This is a genomic window from Paenibacillus sp. J22R160 (assembly GCF_059692135.1).
This window is the reverse complement of record NZ_JCAUAU010000006.1, coordinates 256,378-276,258: the sequence shown is the minus strand read 5'-3', so window position 1 is coordinate 276,258 and position 19,881 is coordinate 256,378. Positions and strand designations below refer to the sequence as shown.

The 19,881-nt window shown below is 50.0% G+C and carries 18 protein-coding genes; 15 read left to right on the top strand and 3 right to left on the bottom strand.

Translation table 11 applies throughout. The features are described 5' to 3' along the window. Positions 1-20 precede the first annotated feature (20 nt). Both AC58UW_RS16535 and AC58UW_RS16530 read left to right on the top strand, forming a co-directional pair. Positions 21-281: a YqkE family protein gene (locus AC58UW_RS16535; protein ID WP_497421736.1), complete on the top strand. Its 261-nt coding sequence runs from the start codon at positions 21-23 to the stop codon at positions 279-281. Further along, complete coding sequence (locus AC58UW_RS16530) at positions 278-1,237, top strand: polysaccharide deacetylase family protein (RefSeq protein ID WP_497421735.1); 960 nt, start codon at positions 278-280, stop codon at positions 1,235-1,237. The genes AC58UW_RS16535 and AC58UW_RS16530 overlap by 4 nt, the downstream gene beginning before the upstream one ends. Before the next feature lie 303 nt (positions 1,238-1,540). Here the strand turns inward: AC58UW_RS16530 and AC58UW_RS16525 are convergent, their stop codons facing one another. Next, positions 1,541-1,756 (bottom strand): hypothetical protein, encoded by a 216-nt coding sequence (locus AC58UW_RS16525; RefSeq protein ID WP_497421734.1) that lies wholly within the window; start codon positions 1,754-1,756, stop codon positions 1,541-1,543. A gap of 186 nt (positions 1,757-1,942) precedes the next feature. Here AC58UW_RS16525 and AC58UW_RS16520 point away from each other — a divergent pair, with 186 nt between their 5' ends. The 3 genes from AC58UW_RS16520 (at position 1,943) to AC58UW_RS16510 (ending at position 4,576) form a co-directional block, all read left to right on the top strand. Continuing rightward, on the top strand, positions 1,943-3,355 hold the full coding sequence (locus AC58UW_RS16520) for a hypothetical protein (RefSeq protein WP_497421733.1): 1,413 nt from the start codon (positions 1,943-1,945) through the stop codon (positions 3,353-3,355). A gap of 220 nt (positions 3,356-3,575) precedes the next feature. After that, positions 3,576-4,148 (top strand): NUDIX domain-containing protein, encoded by a 573-nt coding sequence (locus AC58UW_RS16515; protein ID WP_497421732.1) that lies wholly within the window; start codon positions 3,576-3,578, stop codon positions 4,146-4,148. Beyond that, positions 4,145-4,576: a DUF1284 domain-containing protein gene (locus AC58UW_RS16510; RefSeq protein WP_497421731.1), complete on the top strand. Its 432-nt coding sequence runs from the start codon at positions 4,145-4,147 to the stop codon at positions 4,574-4,576. Before AC58UW_RS16515 ends, AC58UW_RS16510 begins: the two co-directional genes overlap by 4 nt. A gap of 636 nt (positions 4,577-5,212) precedes the next feature. Here the strand turns inward: AC58UW_RS16510 and AC58UW_RS16505 are convergent. After that, positions 5,213-5,860, bottom strand: a complete 648-nt coding sequence (locus tag AC58UW_RS16505) for an SOS response-associated peptidase (protein ID WP_497421730.1) — start codon at positions 5,858-5,860, stop codon at positions 5,213-5,215. A gap of 94 nt (positions 5,861-5,954) precedes the next feature. Further along, positions 5,955-7,058 (bottom strand): GGDEF domain-containing protein, encoded by a 1,104-nt coding sequence (locus AC58UW_RS16500; RefSeq protein ID WP_497421729.1) that lies wholly within the window; start codon positions 7,056-7,058, stop codon positions 5,955-5,957. A 99-nt stretch (positions 7,059-7,157) separates the two neighbouring features. Between AC58UW_RS16500 and AC58UW_RS16495 the strand changes: the two genes are divergently transcribed. From AC58UW_RS16495 to AC58UW_RS16450, 10 genes are all read left to right on the top strand, one after another. Beyond that, on the top strand, positions 7,158-9,386 hold the full coding sequence (locus tag AC58UW_RS16495) for an ATP-binding protein (protein WP_497421728.1): 2,229 nt from the start codon (positions 7,158-7,160) through the stop codon (positions 9,384-9,386). A 118-nt stretch (positions 9,387-9,504) separates the two neighbouring features. Continuing rightward, positions 9,505-10,083, top strand: coding sequence for a Pvc16 family protein (locus AC58UW_RS16490; protein ID WP_497421727.1), 579 nt, complete (start codon positions 9,505-9,507; stop codon positions 10,081-10,083). Between the two features lie 11 nt (positions 10,084-10,094). Beyond that, positions 10,095-10,895 carry a peptidase associated/transthyretin-like domain-containing protein gene (locus tag AC58UW_RS16485; RefSeq protein ID WP_497421726.1) on the top strand — a complete coding sequence of 267 codons (801 nt, stop codon included), beginning with the start codon at positions 10,095-10,097 and terminating at the stop codon, positions 10,893-10,895. A gap of 125 nt (positions 10,896-11,020) precedes the next feature. Beyond that, positions 11,021-12,754, top strand: coding sequence for a phage tail sheath family protein (locus tag AC58UW_RS16480; protein WP_497421725.1), 1,734 nt, complete (start codon positions 11,021-11,023; stop codon positions 12,752-12,754). 42 nt (positions 12,755-12,796) lie between these two features. Beyond that, the gene (locus tag AC58UW_RS16475; protein ID WP_497421724.1) at positions 12,797-13,231 is read left to right on the top strand and encodes a phage tail protein; all 435 of its coding nucleotides are present in this window, start codon (positions 12,797-12,799) and stop codon (positions 13,229-13,231) included. Between the two features lie 85 nt (positions 13,232-13,316). Next, the gene (locus tag AC58UW_RS16470) at positions 13,317-13,694 is read left to right on the top strand and encodes a phage tail assembly protein (protein WP_127458507.1); all 378 of its coding nucleotides are present in this window, start codon (positions 13,317-13,319) and stop codon (positions 13,692-13,694) included. Next, a complete protein-coding gene (locus AC58UW_RS16465; RefSeq protein WP_497421784.1) occupies positions 13,691-13,894 on the top strand; it encodes a DUF6760 family protein in 204 nt (67 codons plus the stop codon). Before AC58UW_RS16470 ends, AC58UW_RS16465 begins: the two co-directional genes overlap by 4 nt. A 7-nt stretch (positions 13,895-13,901) precedes the next feature. Beyond that, positions 13,902-14,345, top strand: a complete 444-nt coding sequence (locus AC58UW_RS16460) for a phage tail protein (RefSeq protein WP_497421723.1) — start codon at positions 13,902-13,904, stop codon at positions 14,343-14,345. A 42-nt stretch (positions 14,346-14,387) separates the two neighbouring features. Further along, entirely contained in the window at positions 14,388-19,217 is a 4,830-nt protein-coding gene (locus AC58UW_RS16455; RefSeq protein WP_497421722.1) for a hypothetical protein, read from the top strand. Positions 19,218-19,253: 36 nt separating this feature from the next. Continuing rightward, positions 19,254-19,880, top strand: coding sequence for a CIS tube protein (locus AC58UW_RS16450; protein WP_186456340.1), 627 nt, complete (start codon positions 19,254-19,256; stop codon positions 19,878-19,880). Position 19,881 lies beyond the last annotated feature (1 nt).

Here is a 19,881-nt window from a genome sequence, read left to right as displayed (position 1 = left end):
TGGAACAGAGGTGACCCTTTATGGCAAAAAAGAAATCGTCAACCACAATCGCTGAACCTAGCGCGCAAGATAAACCTGCGACACTCAAAGATTTGCTGCGTCCTGATATCGTAGCGGGCCTGAAAGCTCAAGCTGATGCGATGAAAGCAGAGGAACAGGCTCGTAAGGATGCTGCCAGGGCTGAAGCGGAGGCTGCGCGCAAGGCGGAGGAGAAACGGCTGGAGAATGATTTTGGCCACTTGCTGGAGAAGAGCAAGCTCGATTGGAGAAAACACAAATGAGGAAGCGCTTGGTGTGCTTCCTTTTTCTTTTAAGCGTAGTGATAGCGCTTTCAGGTTGCGGGGTAGAGGGAGTTGCGACGCCGGTTGTAGAGGCAACCGTCAGCCCGGTGCTTTCACCGTCGTCTGTTCCCAAAGTGGCACCAGAGAAACCGACAGCGACATCACCAGAGAGAGCAGGTGAGACACCATCGGATACAACAACAGACTCGTCCGCAGTTGTGCCAGCGCTCGCATCTTCAACACGATCCACACGATCCCTTTCATTAGCAGAAAGGTACAAAATAGCCACCCCTCACAAATGGGGCGAGAACATCCCCGGCGTACGGACGCATCTTGTAACGCAGGATAAGGTGATCGCCCTTACCTTTGACGCTTGCGGCGGCACAGAAGGCAGCGGATACGATGAGAAGCTGATCGATTACTTGATCAAGGAGCAGATACCAGCCACCTTATTTGTCAATGCGAGATGGCTTAGTGCCAATCCGGATATATTTGCCAAGCTGGCGGGGGATCCGCTGTTTGAGATCGAAAACCACGGGAACGAACATAGGCCGCTCTCCGTGAACGGCAAAGCCGCCTATGGCATCGCGGGAACCAAAGATGTGAGCGATGCGATTCGCGAAGTAACGGAGAACGCGGATGAGATCGAGAAGCGGACGGGAAAGCGGCCTTTATTTTTCCGCTCAGGCACGGCCTTCTACGACGATATCGCTGTCGACATTGCCCACGACTTGGGTTTCCAGCTGGCGGGTTATAACGTGCTTGGCGACGCTGGAGCTACATTTAACACGGAGCAGGTGTACAATGCACTTACAAAGGCTCGGAGCGGTTCCATCGTTTTGGCGCATATGAACCATCCAGAGAAAGACACGGCTGAAGGCGTCATGAAGGCCATACCCGTTATGCAGAAGGCGGGCTTTCGATTCGTTCTGCTGTCGGCATATCCCGTAGAGTGAAATAGATGGAATTCCTCCCGTTAATCTGCGCTGCTCAGGGGTAGGAAATGAAATAGTGGTAGAAGCTCCAGCTAATTCGACGGTAGCTCGACGAAATTGGCTAGAATTGCCGAAATTAGCGGTAGAAAATCCAGTTATCTGCCTAAAAGAGGTACAAATGTGAGAAATAACAGGAGAAATCGGCGGTGTTGTTCCACCGGTACGACCCATTAAGAGCTCACAACTGTAAAAGCTGGAGACAGCCATGCCTGATACATGCACAAATCGCCCTCAGGGAGCTCCCGAAGACGATTCTAGTGCATATCACCTTTTTTTCATCTCAAAAAACTCGCACTCATCTCGATCATAGTAAGCCAAATCAGCAACACGCGACTGCACAACCACGGTCGTTTCGCTGAAACGAAGGACGATCGCATTCGAATCGACAATGTGATCGTCTTTGAAAACACGGACAAGAGCTCCTTTTTCCACAGCCTCTTGGAAGTCGGAATCCGTCACTAAACGTTGGTTACCAGCCATACTCAGCATTCTCCTTGCCTGTGTAAATTAGTTCTTCAATTGTACCACAAGGCGCCAACAATCTCCCGTTCTCCACGAACGCCTACTCTTCGCCCAGCATACAATGTAGCACCAAAGAATCTATTTCTTGTTACCGAAGAAATAGACTCCCAAATGCGGCATGGGCAGAGAGGATGTGTGATCCCGATGGACATTCAATTACTACCGATTCATTGGGTTTATCTGGTATTTATTGGTTTTATTCTTACACTTCTAATCAAGCGTAGAGACACCACGATGATTTGTGTGGTTGGGATTTTTGCGCTGGGTTTGTTAGCAACAGAAACTTTAAGCGGTTCAGTATCAGGGGTGTTCAACAGCTTTATTTATGCGACCAAAGAGTTGATGGGGACGATCATGATTATCTCGATCATCGTGGCGATGAGCCGTGTGCTTATTCGCACGGGCATCAATGAAACGATGGTCGCTCCACTGACCCATTTTCTGAGGACGCCGGCGCTTGCTTTCTGGGGCATCGGGATCATCATGATGGTAACTTCCTGGTTCTTCTGGCCGTCTCCCGGGGTTGCGCTCATCGGGGCGGTACTGCTGCCTGTGGCGGTACGTGTGGGATTACCTGCATTAGGTGCAGCGATGGCGATGAACTTGTTCGGGCATGGGATCGCGCTGTCAGGGGATTACATTATTCAAGGGGCGCCAAAATTAACAGCGGATGCCGCTGGATTGCCAGTAGCCTCGGTGATGGAGGCAAGTGTACCGCTGGTTATCGTTATGGGGCTTGTTACAACGGTAACCGCTTTCTGGATGATGCGGCGGGATATCAAAAATGGTACATGGCGCGACGGTCTTGTCACGAGCGGTACAGGGGATAAGGATTCGCTGCTCTCCTCCGAGCAAGATGCCAAGTCCAATCTGTCTTCGAAAATGAGAAAAACACTCGCGGTTGTCATACCGATCCTGTTCGCGTTAGATGTGATTGCGATGTTCGTCCTCAATCTGCAGGGTGGCGACGCGACTGCGCTTGTCGGCGGAACCGCCGTGTTCATTCTCATCGGCGTTACGCTGCTGGCCCACCGCAGCCAAGGGCTGGAGCAAACGACGGCCTACCTCATCGAGGGCTTCGTCTTCGGGTTCAAAGTCTTCGGTCCCGTGATTCCAATCGCTGCCTTCTTCTATCTCGGCGACGCTGCTTTCACGGACCTGTTCGGCAAAATACTGCCGGAGGGCTCGCACGGCATCGTGAACGACCTCGGCGTCGCGCTAGCAGGCGTCGTTCCGCTGAACGGCGCGGTCGGCGCCGTGACGCTTACCGTCGTGGGCGCAATTACCGGCCTCGACGGCTCCGGCTTCTCCGGAATCTCCCTCGCGGGCTCGATTGCGCAGCTCTTCGCAACCGCCATCGGTTCCGGTGCGGCGGTGCTGACCGCGCTCGGGCAAGTGGCCGCCATCTGGGTCGGCGGCGGCACCTTGATTCCGTGGGCGCTCATTCCGGCAGCGGCTATCTGCGGCGTCAGTCCGTTCGAGCTGGCGAGGCGGAATCTCTTGCCCGTGCTGATCGGCCTCGCGGTGACGACGGTCGTGGCGATGTTTTTGGTGTAGATGACAGCAAGAGCCTCCAGGTGGGGCTCTTTTTCTGCTTTATGACACCGCTGAATCCGTCCAATTGGGCGATATCACAAGACTAGCGCAGATAGGATAGGATAGTATCTCCTAAAGCGGTTGCAATGAACTCAAAACGAACGGATTCGGATTTGCCTATCTTCCATCTGAAGCAGTAAGCTTACATACAGATGACTACATGAATTTGGAGATGAGACGAATGGAAGCAAAGTTTTGTATGACTTGCGGAGCTCCTATGGAGACGCGCGATGTGGATGGTACGGTAAGAAGAGCTTGCACGGCGTGCAGCTTTGTACACTGGGGCAACTACAGTATTGGTGTAGGCGCACTCGTAACCAAGGATGAGAAAATATTACTTGTTCGTAGAGCACAAGAGCCCGGCAAAGGGAGATGGACGAATCCCGGCGGCTATATTGAGCAGCATGAGCTGATTCAAGATACCATTGAGCGAGAAGTGCTCGAGGAGAGCGGTGTCACAGCCAAAGTCACTCGACTGGTCGCTGTGCGGGATTTACCTAGAAGCATCCATAATGTGTACATAGCTTTTGAATTGGATTATGTCAGTGGCGAGCCTGTGCCCGATGGGGTAGAGGTGGACGCTGCGGGTTTTTATAGCCTTCAAGAGATGGAAATGATGCCGGTTGCGGATTTCACACGCTGGTTGATCGATGTTGCTTTGCACTCGACAACAGTTGGTCTTGTTGAAGATAAAGAACCTATTGTGAAAATGGACGGATACGGATTGTACCGCATCCCCAAGGTCCAAGCATGACGAAGCCGATTGGCCTGCGAGGGCATCACCTGCTTTGTTTATTAGGGTACCGGGGAATGGGATATTCCAAGGAATTCTGTGAAAATATGACGAGTGTGTACGAGACGCTGCGAGAGCAGCCGGCAACAATCATTCGTGTCGTCCTTGGTCCCGATGATCTGTGCGCAGCCTATCCGACAGATGAGGTGCCGCATTGCGAGAATAGAACCGTCTATGATCGCGATGCGGAAATCGTAGCCAAGCTTGGCTTGCAAGTCGGGACGGAGCTAAGCTGGGCCGATATATGCTCAAAAGTAGCCGGTTATGTGAAGCCGGAGGATATCGGCAACTTGTGCGCCACCTGCCGATGGGAGCCTTATGGCGTATGTGCCGAAGGCGTGCGTTTGATCGGGGAGGGCGGCGAGCTGCCGCCAGTCGCTCCGAAATAAGGGGTTCCTCGGCTCAGTTTCTGCTCTGGTTCCTGCTTTGACAAGGAACAGAACTAAGACCGCAACCGCAACCGCGAGTTAGAGGAACTGTGGTCCGCTATTTTCTCGAAAAGCGCTCATAGTTCCCTTCTCTATGAAAATGGGGCGCATTTCGCAGAAATAGCGCCCTGTAGTTCCCATCAGCGGTGACGCTTGACCGATGGGGGTAACTGAGAGGGGCAATCGTCCCCTCAATGGTTAGGCTAGTTTAAGAGCGAGCTATGTGCGACTTTTGGAGGGGTGAGCGTGTGAACGCTGATGAAATCAGCGATCAAGAGAAGCGTCGAGGGGCGCTCAGCCTCAAGAATGAGTTAAGGTGGCGGTCTCCTCCACCTTGCGGAGGGAACTACGTTCCGCTAATTCGCTGTAAGCGGCGAATGGGGTTGATGCTGGGGAACTACAGGTCGCTATTTCACTCGATTTGGCGGAATTCTGCCAAATACCTTGAAATAGCGGCTCATAGTTCCCCTTCTGTATGCAAATGGGCGCATTTCGCTGAAATAGCGCCCTGTAGTTCCCTTTCTAGCCAGCAAGGCTTCAGCTGTCACAACACACAAAAAAGCGATACAAGAATCCCTTCTTGTATCGCTTTTTCATCTAGACAAATACGCTGACGTCCGAGCCAGTCTCGAGCTTTTCGGCCGGGGAAGACAAAACATTTGCTACCATCAGCAGATCATCGACGGGGCGAAGGAAAGAACGGAGCAGGCGGCTGTCCTTCATGTCTGGATCCAACCACTTTTCGGCCTGCTCTTGATCAAGAATGGCAGGCATGCTGCCATGATAAGGAGAGACCAGCGGGTTCGCTTCTGTCATCAGCATCATGCAGGTGCGAAGCTCCTCCTCACCGCTCGGCGCCCGCCAGACATCGTATAAGCCCGCGATGCCGAAAGTGCCGCTGCGCATTTTGAACTTCACCCACTGGGTCTCCTTGCCCTCAGTTACACGGACATAGAAGCTACTGCAGGGAAGGATGCAGCGTTGTTTTTTGATAATACGCTCGAAGGCTGTGTTCGTAAAGATCGAATCGCGTTCCCCGCAAACAGCGTCCTTAGCCCAAAAAGGCATAAGCCCCCAACGGAACTCATCCAGAAGGCGCTCACCCTTTCGATTGATCATGACAGCGGAAATCGATTCAGTCGGCACGACCTCATAGCGATTAGCGGTATAGGACAGCAGGCGGTCGATACGGAATTGTTTCATGACGTCATTGACGTCAGCTAGAATAGATACGGAATGACACACAATTATTCACCTCATTTGATTTTGGTTATTATTTTCCTATTCCGCCAAAATCATGTATGAGGAAATAAAAAAACTGAGAGCTTTACGCCCTCAGCTACCCCGTGTAGGGTTCGGATAAATACGTATGAATGCAATTTTTTCCATTTCTCTTGGCGATATATAAACATTCATCCACCTGCTGAAACCAGGCTTTCTTCATCGTGTTGCGGTTATAAGGCGCGAGCCCGATGCTCATCGTTAGCGGCCGCCCCGGCATCTCCGGGATTTCGGTTTCACGGACGATCTGCATGAAGGATTCGCACACCGCCAGCACTTCATCGTGGGTCTTGCCTACAAACAGCACGGCAAATTCCTCGCCGCCATACCGGAAAGACATATCATCAGGCCCCAGCACATCCTTGAGCAGTCCGCCGATCGTTTTGAGCACCACGTCCCCAACCCAGTGTCCGTAGGTGTCATTGATATTTTTGAAGTTATCGATATCCATCAGGGCAAGCTCCAGTGGCGTATCATAGGGCATATGCGAAATGAGATGGTCCGTATGCTCTTGAAAGGAGCGGTGGTTGAACAACTCCGTGAGTGCATCTACTTTGGAAAGCCGATCAATCATGACGTTGCGAATCAACAGATCCTGCTCACGCACAATGGAGGCTCCAAGCTCCGCATGCAGGCTGCGACCTTTCGTCATAATGGCGAAGCAGACAAGGGCTGTAGCGGATAGAACTGTGAGCGTAACGATGATTTCAGAAGGCGTAATGAGATAACCTTTGTACACCTGGCTAAGCACTAGCGCCGTTAAACTTGCAATACCTAAACTATAAGCGAAAATAATATACTTCTTTTGAAAATAAACAGAGGATAAAATAATCGGAATGCTAACTAATTCATAAGAGCTCATCAGCTCAGGGATACACGTAATATAGATACAAACCATGGTCATGGTCCATATAATCATGATAAAATCACTGTATCTTTTGAGATAATGAATGGCCAGATAACCGGCACCCATAAGGGAAAGCTGCAAGCTAGTCGGAATGACTTGGAATTGCAGGAAGCTATGAAGCCACTGGGTAGGCTGTTCATAGATATCAAAGAGAAAACCGATCATAGCTGCTACTTCATAGATAAGCAAGATCCACCATAGAAGATGGATGAGTTTTCGGTTCCAAGTATGATCATTTTCCGGAAGCTGTTCCATCAGAAAAAGGCCACTTTCCTTTCATGCTAGCAAATAGTGGAAATATTTTTTGTGCCTTGTGAGACCATTGTAAAGAATAACCACCCGATTAAGCAAGCGATGAAAATTATAAATAGAAACATCAGGAGGGCTATGGCAGCTCAAGGTTACGTACACGCATGGGAACATTATAAAGACGAGCTCGTTTTGCTGGATAAAAAGCTGGAGCTTCTCTACAAGCGTCGGCAGAAGCTTACCCCCGATCCGCAAACAGATTCGTTTCGCGGAATGTTTGTGTCCGAAGATGAATTCATTCGCCTTATCGGCGAACAGGAAATAGATAAGGAACTCCAAGAGGAGGAAATAGCTCTCTTGGAGGACATTCAAGTGATGGAAGCCTACATCGCTGGTCGGCTTGAAGAAAGCCGTAATAAAGGTGTGTTTCTGCCTTTGTCGTATGCAGCCTCCGTATTTGGGCTTTCCGCGATTGAGGAGCGGTTCGTCATGCTCGCGCTAGCGGTGGAATTGGATCGCAAATATGAACGCATTTTCGGCTTCTTGCAAGACGATCTAACCAGCAAGACGCCTAATATCTCTTTGGCGCTGCAAGTTGCGTGCAGCAATCCGGAGGACATGAGGGCAGCGCGAACAACCTTCGTTGCTCCCGAGGGCCGTCTGGCGCGGTACATGCTGCAGCGTGAGGAGCAGGACTTCAGAGGCCAGTCGCTGCTCTCTAAGCCGCTGCTTCTGGACAAACGAATCGTTGCGTTCCTGCTCGATTCCGGAGAAGTCGACCCGAAGCTGAAGCCGGCGGTCGAGATGGTGTACCCGGACGACGAGCTTGCCCCCTTGCTCGTTCAGGAGGATTTTCAGCGACGGCTCCGAGGTTTCATCCACGAGGAGCATCAGGCTCCGGCAGCTGAGCGCAAAAGGCTCGCATTCCACCTATGGGGGAATGCAGGCGCAGGCAAGAAGCTGCAGGTCAAGCATTTCAGCAGCCATTTCTCCAAGCCGCTGCTGATCGCTAATCTTGCGGATGTGCTGCTGCACGCCGCAAGCTTTGAGGAGCAGGTGAGCGCCATCGTGCGCGAGGCGATTCTGCATCAAGCCGTGCTGTGCTTCACACGGCTGGAAGAGCTCTACCCCGAAGAGCCGGATCTTGCGGCGCAGCAGCGGCTCGGGCGGTTTCATGAGCTGCTGGACGGCTACGGCGGCATGATCTTTCTGCTAGCCGGCAAATATAGCCGGCTGAACTGGAAGCCCAAGGAGCGGCTGCTCCTTGAGCATGAACTGCAAGTGCCGGACGAAGGCGAGCGCGAGCGCCTTTGGACGGTATTCGCGCGCGAGCTTGGCGTGAGCGCGGGCGTGGATGCCCGGGTGATGAGCGGGAAATTCCGCTTCACCCCGGGGCAAATTCACCGCGCGCTGACGCTTGCGCGCGGGTACTCCGCCTGGCAGCATGAGCCGCAGGCGGAAGCCAATGCGCTGCGCACCGATGCGCTCTATAAGGCGTGCTACCAGCAGGTGCAGCACAAGCTGGAGCGCAAAGCGACGCGCATTGAGCCTCGCTATCAGTGGGCGGATATCATTCTCGCCCCTGAGCAGAAGGATCAGCTCCGCAATGCGTGCAATCAAGTCAAATACCGTGGCGTCGTGTACAACGACTGGGGGTTCGAGAAGAAGCTGGCCTACGGCAAAGGGCTTAGCATGCTGTTCGCCGGACCTCCGGGCACCGGGAAGACGATGTCTGCGCAGGTAGTGGCTGGCGACCTGCAGCTTGAACTTTACAAGGTCGATCTGTCGCAGGTAATCAGCAAATATATTGGCGAGACAGAGAAGAATCTGCACGAGATTTTCGAAGAGGCGCAGCTTAGTAATGCGGTGTTGTTCTTCGATGAAACCGACGCTCTTTTCGGCAAACGGTCGGAAGTGAAAGATTCGCATGATAAATATGCCAACATTGAAACGGCCTATCTGTTGCAGAAGATGGAAGAGTATCAAGGCATCACGGTGCTGGCTACGAATCTATTAAATAATATTGATGAAGCGTTCCTGCGTCGGATCAATTACGTCATTAAATTCCCTTTTCCCGATAGCGAGTATCGCGAGAAAATCTGGCAATCCATGTTCCCGCCGGCAGCGCCTCTCTGTGATGATGTCGATTTCCGATATTTGGCGCAGCGGTATGAAATTGCTGGAGGAAACATTAAAAATGTCGTCCTTTCCTCCGCCTTTCTTGCCGCAGAAGCGGGCGAGCCGATCCGGATGCAGCACATTATTAAATCCATTCGCCATGAGCTTCAAAAGTCGGGTAAAATCTTGGCCAGACAGGAATGGGAGGATTATTAGAAATTAATATAACTTTCTGTAGTCAGTCTAGCGATTTGCAATTATAATAGAAAAAGGTACAGAAAGCGACATATTCCCTACCATTTCAACACATTATATAGGTATAATGAGGCAGGAAGTGATTCCTATTGGTGATTATTCAGTAATTGCCGATGTAAGCGCATCTTTAGTGAAGCTGCTTAGAGAAAATATGACACCAGATCCCATTCCGCAGCCAGAAATGATTGGGCTTGCTTCGCCTGTCGATAAAGGGGATTTCTACTTATCTCTTTATTTGTACAACGTTCGTGAAAGTGGCGATAATCGCCAGACCCACATGATTGCCCGTGGGACGACTCAGATTCAATATCCTCCTATGGTGGTAGATCTCAGCTATTTGCTGACGGTACATTCACCGGCTGAGCTTCAATCCAGAGCGCTCGATGAGCATCGGATTTTGGGGCGAGCGATGCAAGTGCTCTATGATCATTCCATACTCAGAGGCTCTATGACCGTAGGAACGCTTGCTGAGAAAGACGAAGAAGTTCGCATCGTGATGGAGCCCTACAAAGGCGAAAGCATCCTGAATATGTGGAACTTCGCAGACACCCCATATAGACTTTCTGTCAGCTATACAGTGGGGCCAGTCAATATTGATTCAACCCGCATCAAGACCACCAAAAGAGTTTCTGAAACCGATTTTCGCATACAAGGTTAGGGGGCAGGGTTGTGGAACATATTCGCGTATCACGATTGAAAACCCGTGTATCCTTAGTTGTCTGCGTAATCGATGCAATGACCTCACAATCACCTCTTGGCAACACGACCACCGTATTTTTGGAAGGCACCCGTTCGAAAGCAATTAGTAAATCGAATGGTTCCTATATATTTAATGATTTACCGCCCGGTGAGTACCGCCTTATGGTAAAGGGCGAGCACTATTTTCAAGAACAGACTCTAATCACTATAGGAACCGACAATTTAATAGAGGTTGTTCAGTTAAAACCGCTGCCCTCCTATCCGTTTTCCCAAGGTGCTGGACTCATCCGAGCCATGCTTCAGGATGCGGCTGGAGCTCCAGTGCGCAATGCCAGCCTGCAGGCCACGATTCTAACCGAAGAGTGCACCCGGGCTCGCGTTATGGCAGATCAACTGGACAAGGGAGCGGAAGAGATAACACTAGGGGCGTTTACAGGTGTTATTTCTGCAGGGGATACATACATACTTCGAGGACGAGGTGCTAAAGCCGCAGAGGAGCAAATCCAAATTGCGGAAGTTATTGAGCATCAGAAGCGCTTTCGGTTGAGGAACAAACTGACTAAAGCGTTTACTAGAGGCTCTCTTGTGCTGCCTGTCCAAGAAACACGAGTTACAGAACGCGGAGAGGCTGTGATTGCTTTTCGTGGCAATCGGATTTCGGCTTTTCAGACAGAATTGGTCATTACATATGGTTCTAATAAGCATTTGACGAAGGAAGTTCTGGTAACTGAAGGAACGACCACCAATCTTGGCGTTATTCGTCTGATCTAACCCTAATTAGTAGAATGGACACGTCCATCTTCTATACAAAAATGACAAGCAGAAAGGAGAGAACTGGTTTCACGTCTATGGCCGTGCAATTAGATTTAGTGCCATATTGACGGAACTGGGGAACAATGGCTGACTATTTATCACCTGGAGTCTATGTGGAAGAGTTTGACAGCGGTGCGCAACCGCTTGAAGGTGCAAGCACAAGTACGGCCGGGTTTATAGGGCTTGCGCAAAGAGGGGAAATTGAAGGTGTCCCTCAATTGGTTACGAGCGTAGCTGATTTTCATCGTTTATTCGGCAGCTACTTGTCCGAGAACGAATTCGGCGAGTATCGCTTTCTTTCTTACGCTGTTGAGCATTTTTACTTAAACGGAGGTTCTCGCTGTTACGTTATGCGTGTAGCGCCAACTGACGCGAAAGTAGCAACGAACAAAGCGGAAAGCAACAAAGAATCCGCTGTTCTCCAAATTGCTTCCAAAAACCCTGGAACATGGGGCAACCAAGTTCGTGTTGTCGTTGTGCCGTCCAGCAAAGCCAAAACACAAATTTACGAAGTGCTTAACGAAACGCAATACCGTGTGAAAAATAACGCTGGTTTTAACGTAGGCGACGTCGTTGCTTTCGAAGCAGCTGGCAAAAAGCAATACAGTAAAGTCATCGCATCTCAAGATAACATCATTGAGCTTTCCGTAGAACTGGATGGCGATGTTGTAGACGCTGGTCTGCTTCCTGCTAAGGTTTTGACGACTTGCGAGTTCACGTTGCATGTATTCTACGGCGATGAAGCTGAGACTTACGAGAAAGTATCCTTGAACATCTCAGCAGCTAACCATATTGAGAAAATCGTTTCCCGTTCGAACATCATTACGGTGAAGGATTTGACAGAAGGTAAAGATCTTGGCCCTATCGCTCCTTTTGAGGTGCTTTCCGGCGAGGATGAAGCCGCTCTGAAATTCCAAATCGCCTTGTCAGGCGGAAGCAACGGTTCCATCGCGCAAGTAACGCCTGATATCTTCATGGGTGTAGATCGTGGACCTGGTAAACGTACAGGGATTCAGTCTTTCATCGATAACGATGTTGTCAGCATCATGGCAATTCCTGGTGTGACTGAGCCTACCGTTCAACTTTCTCTGGTTGCTCACTGTGAAAACCTAGGCAGCCGTTTCGCTGTTCTGGACATTCCGCGCGAGAAAACAAAAGTTGCTGACGTAATGACGCACCGCAACATTTTTGACAGCTCTTACGCAGCGATGTACAATCCGTGGCTTCAAGTGTTCGATCCATTAGACAAAAGAAATATCTCTATCCCGCCATCAGGGTCTGTCATCGGTATTTACTCCCGTTCCGACCAAACGCGTGGCGTACAAAAAGCGCCTGCTAACGAAGTCGTTCGCGGTGCCGTTGGTCTAGACTGCCAATATAACAAAGGCGAGCAAGATATTTTGAACCCGCAAGGCGTTAACTTGATTCGTGCTTTTGCCGGACAAGGAATTCGTGTATGGGGTGCTCGTACAACGTCCTCTAACGGTTTATGGAAATATGTTAATGTTAGACGTTTGTTCATCTTTATTGAAGAGTCCATCAAGAATGGCACGAACTGGGTCGTTTTCGAACCGAATGATGAACAGCTTTGGGCTCGTGTACAACGTACCATTGATGCGTTCTTAACGCGTGTTTGGAGAGATGGCGCCTTAATGGGTGGAAGTACGTCTGAGGCGTTCTACATTAACATTGGCCGCAGCACAATGACACAGGATGACATTGATAATGGCCGACTCATTTGTGTGATCGGGGTAGCGCCGGTGAAACCTGCCGAGTTCGTGATCTTCCGCATTACTCAGAAAACAAGAGAAGAATAGTTGAAACGTTAGATATTTCTTAAATTAGGAAAGGGGTATAACATGGCTGGCGAACGTAGGGATCCATACCGCAATTTTAGATTTAGAATTGAAGTAGAAGGTATTCAGCAAGCTGGATTCAGCGAAATCTCCGGATTTGACGCTTCCCTTTCGGTAATTGAATACCGTGAAGGCAATGAAACCATTACACCCCGGAAGCTTCCGGGGCTTGCGAAATACGGCAATATCTCACTTAAATGGGGAGTTACAGACTCCATGGATATGTACAACTGGATGGCCGAGTCCATTCAGGGCAAAGTTTCCCGCAAAACCGTTACGATCATCGCGATCAACGAAGAAGGCGGCGACGTAGCAACTTGGCAGGTTATTGAAGCATGGCCGTCTAAGTACTCAGCACCAAGCTTCAAAGGTACAGGCAATGAAGTTGCTATTGAGAGCTTAGAGCTTGCTCACGAAGGTATGACACGTACGAAGTAACGATTGTTAGAGTAGGCGCCGGAGCAGCAGTCTCCGGTTCCTATTTCTTCTTTTTTTCAGCTTAAAGCATAAGGAGGAAACCATCATGGCTTTCAAAACAGAATACGAATTCGAACTGCCTAGAGGATATGTCGATGAGAATGGTAACCTGCACAAAAGAGGCGTTATGCGGTTAGCAACAGCTGCAGACGAAATCCTGCCTATGCGTGATCAACGCGTTCAGCAAAACCCTGGCTATCTGACAATTATCTTATTAACGCGTGTCATTACGAACCTTGGTGATCTGCGTGCGATTGACACAAGAGTAGTTGAGAAATTTTTTACAGCGGATCTCGCATTCCTGCAAAACTTTTATCGTCAAATTAATGAAATGGAAGTGCCGAGAGTGCACACTAGCTGTCCGAAATGTGAGCATGAGTTCGATGTGGACGTGTCTTTTTTGGACGAGATGGCGGGGGCATAACGGGATATCCCATTGACAAGATCTATGAGGAAGCGGGCTTTATTGCTTACTATTTTCATTGGACGCATGATGAAATCATGTCAATGGAACACAAGGAACGCCGAACGTGGTGTGAGGAAATTTCCCGCATCAACCGCAATCTGAATGAAGATGGTAAAAAGCAACCTGACAACCCGTTTGATGTGTTCGGTAAGAGGTGAGTAACAAGTGAAAATATCCAAACCGCATAATATTGGCGGCGTATTTCGATTCGTGGTAGAGCTTGACGGGCTGATCGTTGGAGGTTTTTCTGAGGTGACCGGCATGAAGTCGGAGACTGAGGTGAAGCCGTTATGGGAAGGCGGTGTCAATTCGCACCCCCACTACATGATCGAACATACGAAATACCCGAACATTGTGCTCAAAAGAGGCATCTCCAATTCCAGTGAGCTATGGGAATGGTACGATAGCGTTACTCAAGGTAAAATCAAACGAAAAAACGGTTCCATTATCCTGCATAATCAGGCGGGGACGGAGATGTGCCGTTGGAACTTCTTTGGAGCATTTCCTGTGAAATGGAATGGACCGGATTTGAACGCCACCAGCGGAAGTGTAGCAATTGAGTCTATCGAGCTGGTACATGAAGGTTTGAAGACGATTTTTAAAAAGTAAGCAACAAGGAAGTTAACGCTATTACTCTTAGGGGGATTGTTTATGAAATCTCGACAATCAAATAAACCCCAGTCGAAGAGGAAGAAGGCCAAGAAAGCTGTTTGGCAGACTTCGGTGACAAGCAGCAGTTCCGCAGGACGCACAGCAAGGGAATCAAATCTATTTGCGACAGACATTTTGGGCAAATATGGTTTTTGGCGAAACAACTATTTAGGATTGCTAGCCCTTATTTTTAAGCAAAATGGCATGCGCAGCCGTAAACAATTAGCGGCATTAACAGATCCGAGTGATCGAGCATGGGTTATTCAATTGGAATTGCTTTTGCAAAGCTTGCAGCATCCGGAATCAGCACCGCTCATCACGAAGCAACAAACCATTCGTCAGATTGAGCAGCTTATGACGAATGCCGGGTATAAGGTTCCGGCAGCCCAAGCATTATCGCATAAATCTTCAAGTCCATCGGATGCAACTTCGGCTCATCTACAAGCGCAACAGCCAGCTGAGAAGCCGGTTAAGAAAAGAGGGCGCAAAAGCAAGAAGCAGCTCGAAGCCGAGTCATCCGTTAACCATACGAATCATCCAGAGATGACCCCTGAATCCCCTAGTGAGAAAAGGGTCAAACACGCAATATTTAATCACGTTAATAAAGGAAGCTTACCGTTAATCAACCGCTCGATTGGGCAGATTGCTGCATCGATAGGGATGGTTGGCAGCAGCCGGCGCTCGATGCCGGAACAGCAGTCACAAACGGTGAGCAGACATCAACATACAACTCAAAATGTAAACATACAGCTTAAAAACATTCAGCTTTTTCATAGGAATATCATCCGTGAAAAAGGAGATCTGTTTGCAACTCGCACTGACTTGAATAGATCAGCTAAGACTAGTCATATTATCGTGGCTAATCATGTGGAGGCTATTCAACAAACATCGCGTTTACTCGAACAGTTCCAAGAAGGCAAGTCATCTTTAGGAGCTTTGGAAAAACAAGGCTCGGGGTCTTCTACTGTATCGAATGCAAGGGTAAGTTTAAGTGCGAGTACAAGTGCAATTACAAATACAAATATAAGTACAGGTAAACGTGCAAGTTCAGGTCAGCCTACTGTTTTGCAGGTAGCCAAGCTATATTTGAATGACGTAGTTCAACCTCGGTTGGTTAATAAGATGCAGCATCAACAGGTATTTGAGGAAAATGTGGCAACCATTGGCTCGCCGACGTCATCTCCCAAATCGCTGCCAAAGCTTGGCGAAGGCCCTTTTTCGACAGGGACGGCGCCGGCCACAGTGCAGTTTATCAATAGCTTGCTAGTAAGAAACGCTTCTCAGGAGGCGGCAGCTACAATAGATTCAATGCCGACATATCGTGTAGACGATATGAGAGTGGATCGCAAACCTGAGGCTTCTACATCCAGAGGTTTCTTGGCAGCGAGTAAGGTCCCGGTTGCGATTAATGCGTCTCGCTTAACATCAACCGTTCCCTTTGCTATGCATGCAACGACTAATGTGAATGCAAGCACCGAAGCCTGGGGAGGCACGCTGAATTCGCCACGTGTGTGGCGAAAGCCACAAGGTCAAGAGCAAGCGCGTATGGATGCAGAAGTTCAAGCGCAAGAGCAAACTCGCATGCAGGAACGATTGGACATGCAATTGCTTGAACGCGAGAGAGTGAGGGTGCAGGAGCAAGAGCTGCAAGAGCTGCAACAACAAGAGCAGGAGCAAGAACGGGCTAAGGAACAAGAGAGAGCGCGTGCCCAGGAGAGTGTGCTTAATCAGCATACCGCACAGCTCCAAGAGCAATTGCAAATATTGCAAGAGCGAATGGAGAATCAAGGGGATGAAGCTCAGAAGCAGCATGATCAGGCCGAAACTCGTTGGCAAGCTAACGTAAGCGGTCAAGAGCAGGCTGTCGTGCAGGAGCAGCAACTAGCGCAAGAGCAAGAAAGAACGCAAGAGCAAGAGAGAGTGCAAGAGCAAGAAAGAACGCAAGAACAGCAGAGAGTGCAAGAGCAAGAGAGCGCGCAAGAGCAACAGCGAGTGCAAGAGCAAGAGAGAATGCGAGAGCAGCAGAAAGCGCAAGAGCAACAGAGAGTGCAAGAGCAACAGAGAGTGCAAGAGCAAGAGAGAATGCGAGAGCAGCAGAAAGCGCAAGAGCAACAGGGAGAGCGAGAAAAAGCCCAAAATCTAGTGCTGATGGATGTTCAGACGGAAGTTCAGCAAGGAAACATGCAGCAGCCTAGGCAAGAGGTGGGTCATACAACAGATCATCCGGCAGATAGGCGGAAGAACGGTGAGTCAGGATATGCAGGAGCAATTTCCAATGACGGAAAACTCACTGGTGTTGCAAGCGAAGCTCGTCAAAATATGCGAACAGCCAGCACTCTGGAACAGAGTTCCGTCATGGAGCATCCTGTGCAGTCTGTCGCAAATCGTGCGAGTGGACAGGGGATCCCTGCTTTTCCAAGTTATGAAAATGCGTCCAGAGCTTCCAAGCTTATTTATAGAAAGCCCAGCATCATGGAAAATGGTGTAGAAGCTGCCATGAAAATTCAAAGCAATGAACAATTGCTGCAGCAGCTCCTTCAAAAACAAAGACAGCAATCTTCTAATGATTCACATGTTGGAAGTACATATACAAATTCAGCTATGACGATGCCCAAACCGCGAATGCTGCGGGGGAAACAACAGAATCTATCGAATAGAAGTAGCGATGCAACTAACGCACTAAAAGGTAATCTTCATGAGATGAATCATGTTGAGAACATACAGCCGATAAGTCTGCAAAGCCCAATAGGTAGGCAAATGGAAGGTTTTCGAGCCGGTCTACAGGCAAGTTCTGTCGTGCATAACGCTCAGCGGGTATTTCGGTCCATTGCTAAATCAGAGAATCAAGCAGTGGGAAGTCGACCTGAAGCGGGGAATATCGTGTCCTCCGTACAAGGCGTACACCAACCCTCAAACATAACTTCTGAGATATCTGCAAATATAGCTAGAAAAGCTGAAAACGGCTTAGCAAATTTAGTTTCGGCAAGTCCCTTCTACGGGTACCATGCTAGTCTAAAAGCAAGCGCAAGACTTCAAGAGGCAGAGCGTATATTCCGCACTCCAGCAAGCAAGGAACGAAGCGGCGTTAATCACGAACAACAGGTTGCAAGCCAACTGGTTGAGCGGGATGCTGATGTCGTGCAAAGCACTCTACCGCCTGCTGACTTAGCTTCTGAGATATCTGCAAAAATTGCAGAATCCAGTATCGCAAAAATAGGCTCTATTTTTACCGTGATGTCTGCAATGAATGACGAAAATAGACCGAATGGGCACATGGTCAATGAAAATTCAGTACGATCCCCTGAAGGTACTAGTGCAAATCGGGCAAGAGGATCGAATTCTTTTGGTCGGATGGTTGAAACGATTTTTCGCAAACCGACGGAGCAGTTACCCGATTCAGCCGTACTTAAGGAACAAGCTGGACAAAACCGAAACCACTTAACAACAGACACGAGTGAAAAAGGATCGAATAATTGGACTCAAAGCAGCCTGTCTTCGGGAGGTTTTGCAGCTGAGATTGCTTCGAAAATAGCGGAGAACAGCTTGAAAAGCATGGGGCCAAGCCTTGCACCGGCAGCAGCAGAAATCGGGATGCTGCGGAATAGGCAAGCAGATACAGTGCTGCGAAAGCAGTCGCCAGTGACTTCCATTTGGAGACAAAGAGAGGAACTGTCTTCTCGGGATAGAAAATTGGAACCGGAAAGCAGTATCCGTACAGGATACGTTAAAGAATTAACAGAATCGGCCGCATCTGTAAGTGGGTCGTCTTCTGGAATCGCTCAGAGTAGGCCTTCCAGCACCGCTAGAGGAATAGCAACTTCAGTTCCAATGGTAAGTAGAGCGACCAAGGCCTTTCCAAGTGAGGGAGCTTCAGCTAGTTCAGGCCAAGTAGGGGTGCTAGGTTCGCATCTAATTGATGCAAGTAGATCAACTGAAGTTCATCGGTTAATAGAGACTGAGGCACGCGCGAGGCTTCAACTACAGGCAGGGAGCGCTATGCAATCGCGGAAGCAGCCTGCCATGGGAACTAGGCGCGGTGCGCAAGTGGAGCATATTCAGCGGCACAACATCGCCGCCAAAAGCGAACTCGCGCTTCGCGCGAGGTCTGGTTCGCTCAATCAGTCGGAAGCCGCCGGCTTCCAATCTGATTCCGCAGAGCGAACCACCAGGGCCCTGAGCGCGCTGGAAGAAGCGCGCGCTCAAGATGAGCCCGCTGCCGATTCGCGGGCAGCGGCAAGAGCAGACGCGCGCATGACCCGCGCGTCAATGGCTCGCCAGCCCGCCAGCATGACACCGCGTGTCATGCCGCTGCTGGCGAGCAGCGCAGGAGCGCGCATCGCTGCTCCTGCGGGAACCGCTGCGGCTTCGCCTGCCGCAGCGGTACACCTGCTGCCCGCCCACGGGACGGGCAGCTTCACACAGGCGGCTGCCATTGGCAGAGCCGCCGCCACACATGCTCAGCGCAGCGCCAGCATGAGCAACAGCACGCTGCCTCCTAATCTAGGCAGCAGCATTACATCCGCGAGACAGGAGCACTTAGCCTCGCAGCTGCCAACGCTGGAGCACAAGCAGGCTCCACAGGCTGCAATACCAAACAGCGCGTTGGCGGATGCCCCGCTGGAAATGGACTGGCTGCGCGCCAAAGCCGGCGCAGACGAGGCCCAAACCCCAGCAGCGCCGGTTCCACAAGCGCCGCCGGAACTGACTAGCGAGCAGCTGCAGGAGCTCATGAAGCAGATTCCGCAGCTGGATGTCTCCAAGATTGCGGATAAGGTATTCCGCGAAATCGAGAAAAGAATGAAGTTCGAGCAGCAGCGACGTGGATTTTAACTTTTTACATAGATGAAGAGGAAAGGACTGACACCTGTGGCACTCAAGAAAGCCATGATTATCGTAGACAAGGGAAACAGCAAAGAGAATGTGCAAGTTTTGTTTAATCCGGGTGAGTATACACTTGATACGACCAATAGCTATTCTTGGAATACGGTGCCGGGTCTGTCCATGCCTATCGGTCAATTCGTGAGTGGTGGGACGACCACGCTCTCCATGGATTTTTATTTTGACACCTACGAAAAAGGGACGGACGTCCGTGAATATACGAAGAAAATATCCGGCCTTCTGGATGTAGAGAAGGAACTGCATGCGCCTCCGATTTGCCGATTTGTCTGGGGTTCCCTAGACTTCAAAGGCGTTGTCGAAAAAGTGAATCAACAGTTCACAATGTTTCTCGATACAGGAGTGCCGGTTCGTGCCAAGCTGAAAGTGACCTTTCGCTCCTGGCATACGAAGAAAGAGCAGCTGCAGACCATTCCCCGCCACTCGGCGGACCGAACGAAGCAGAAGATGCTGAAGCAAGGGGAGCAGCTCTGGATGATTGCTGCTCATGAATATGAAGATCCAAGCTTATGGCGGGAAATCGCCAAAGCCAATCAGATCGATAATCCGCTTAAAGTCGTAACGGGACGACGTATTGCTGTCCCAAGATTGGACTGAT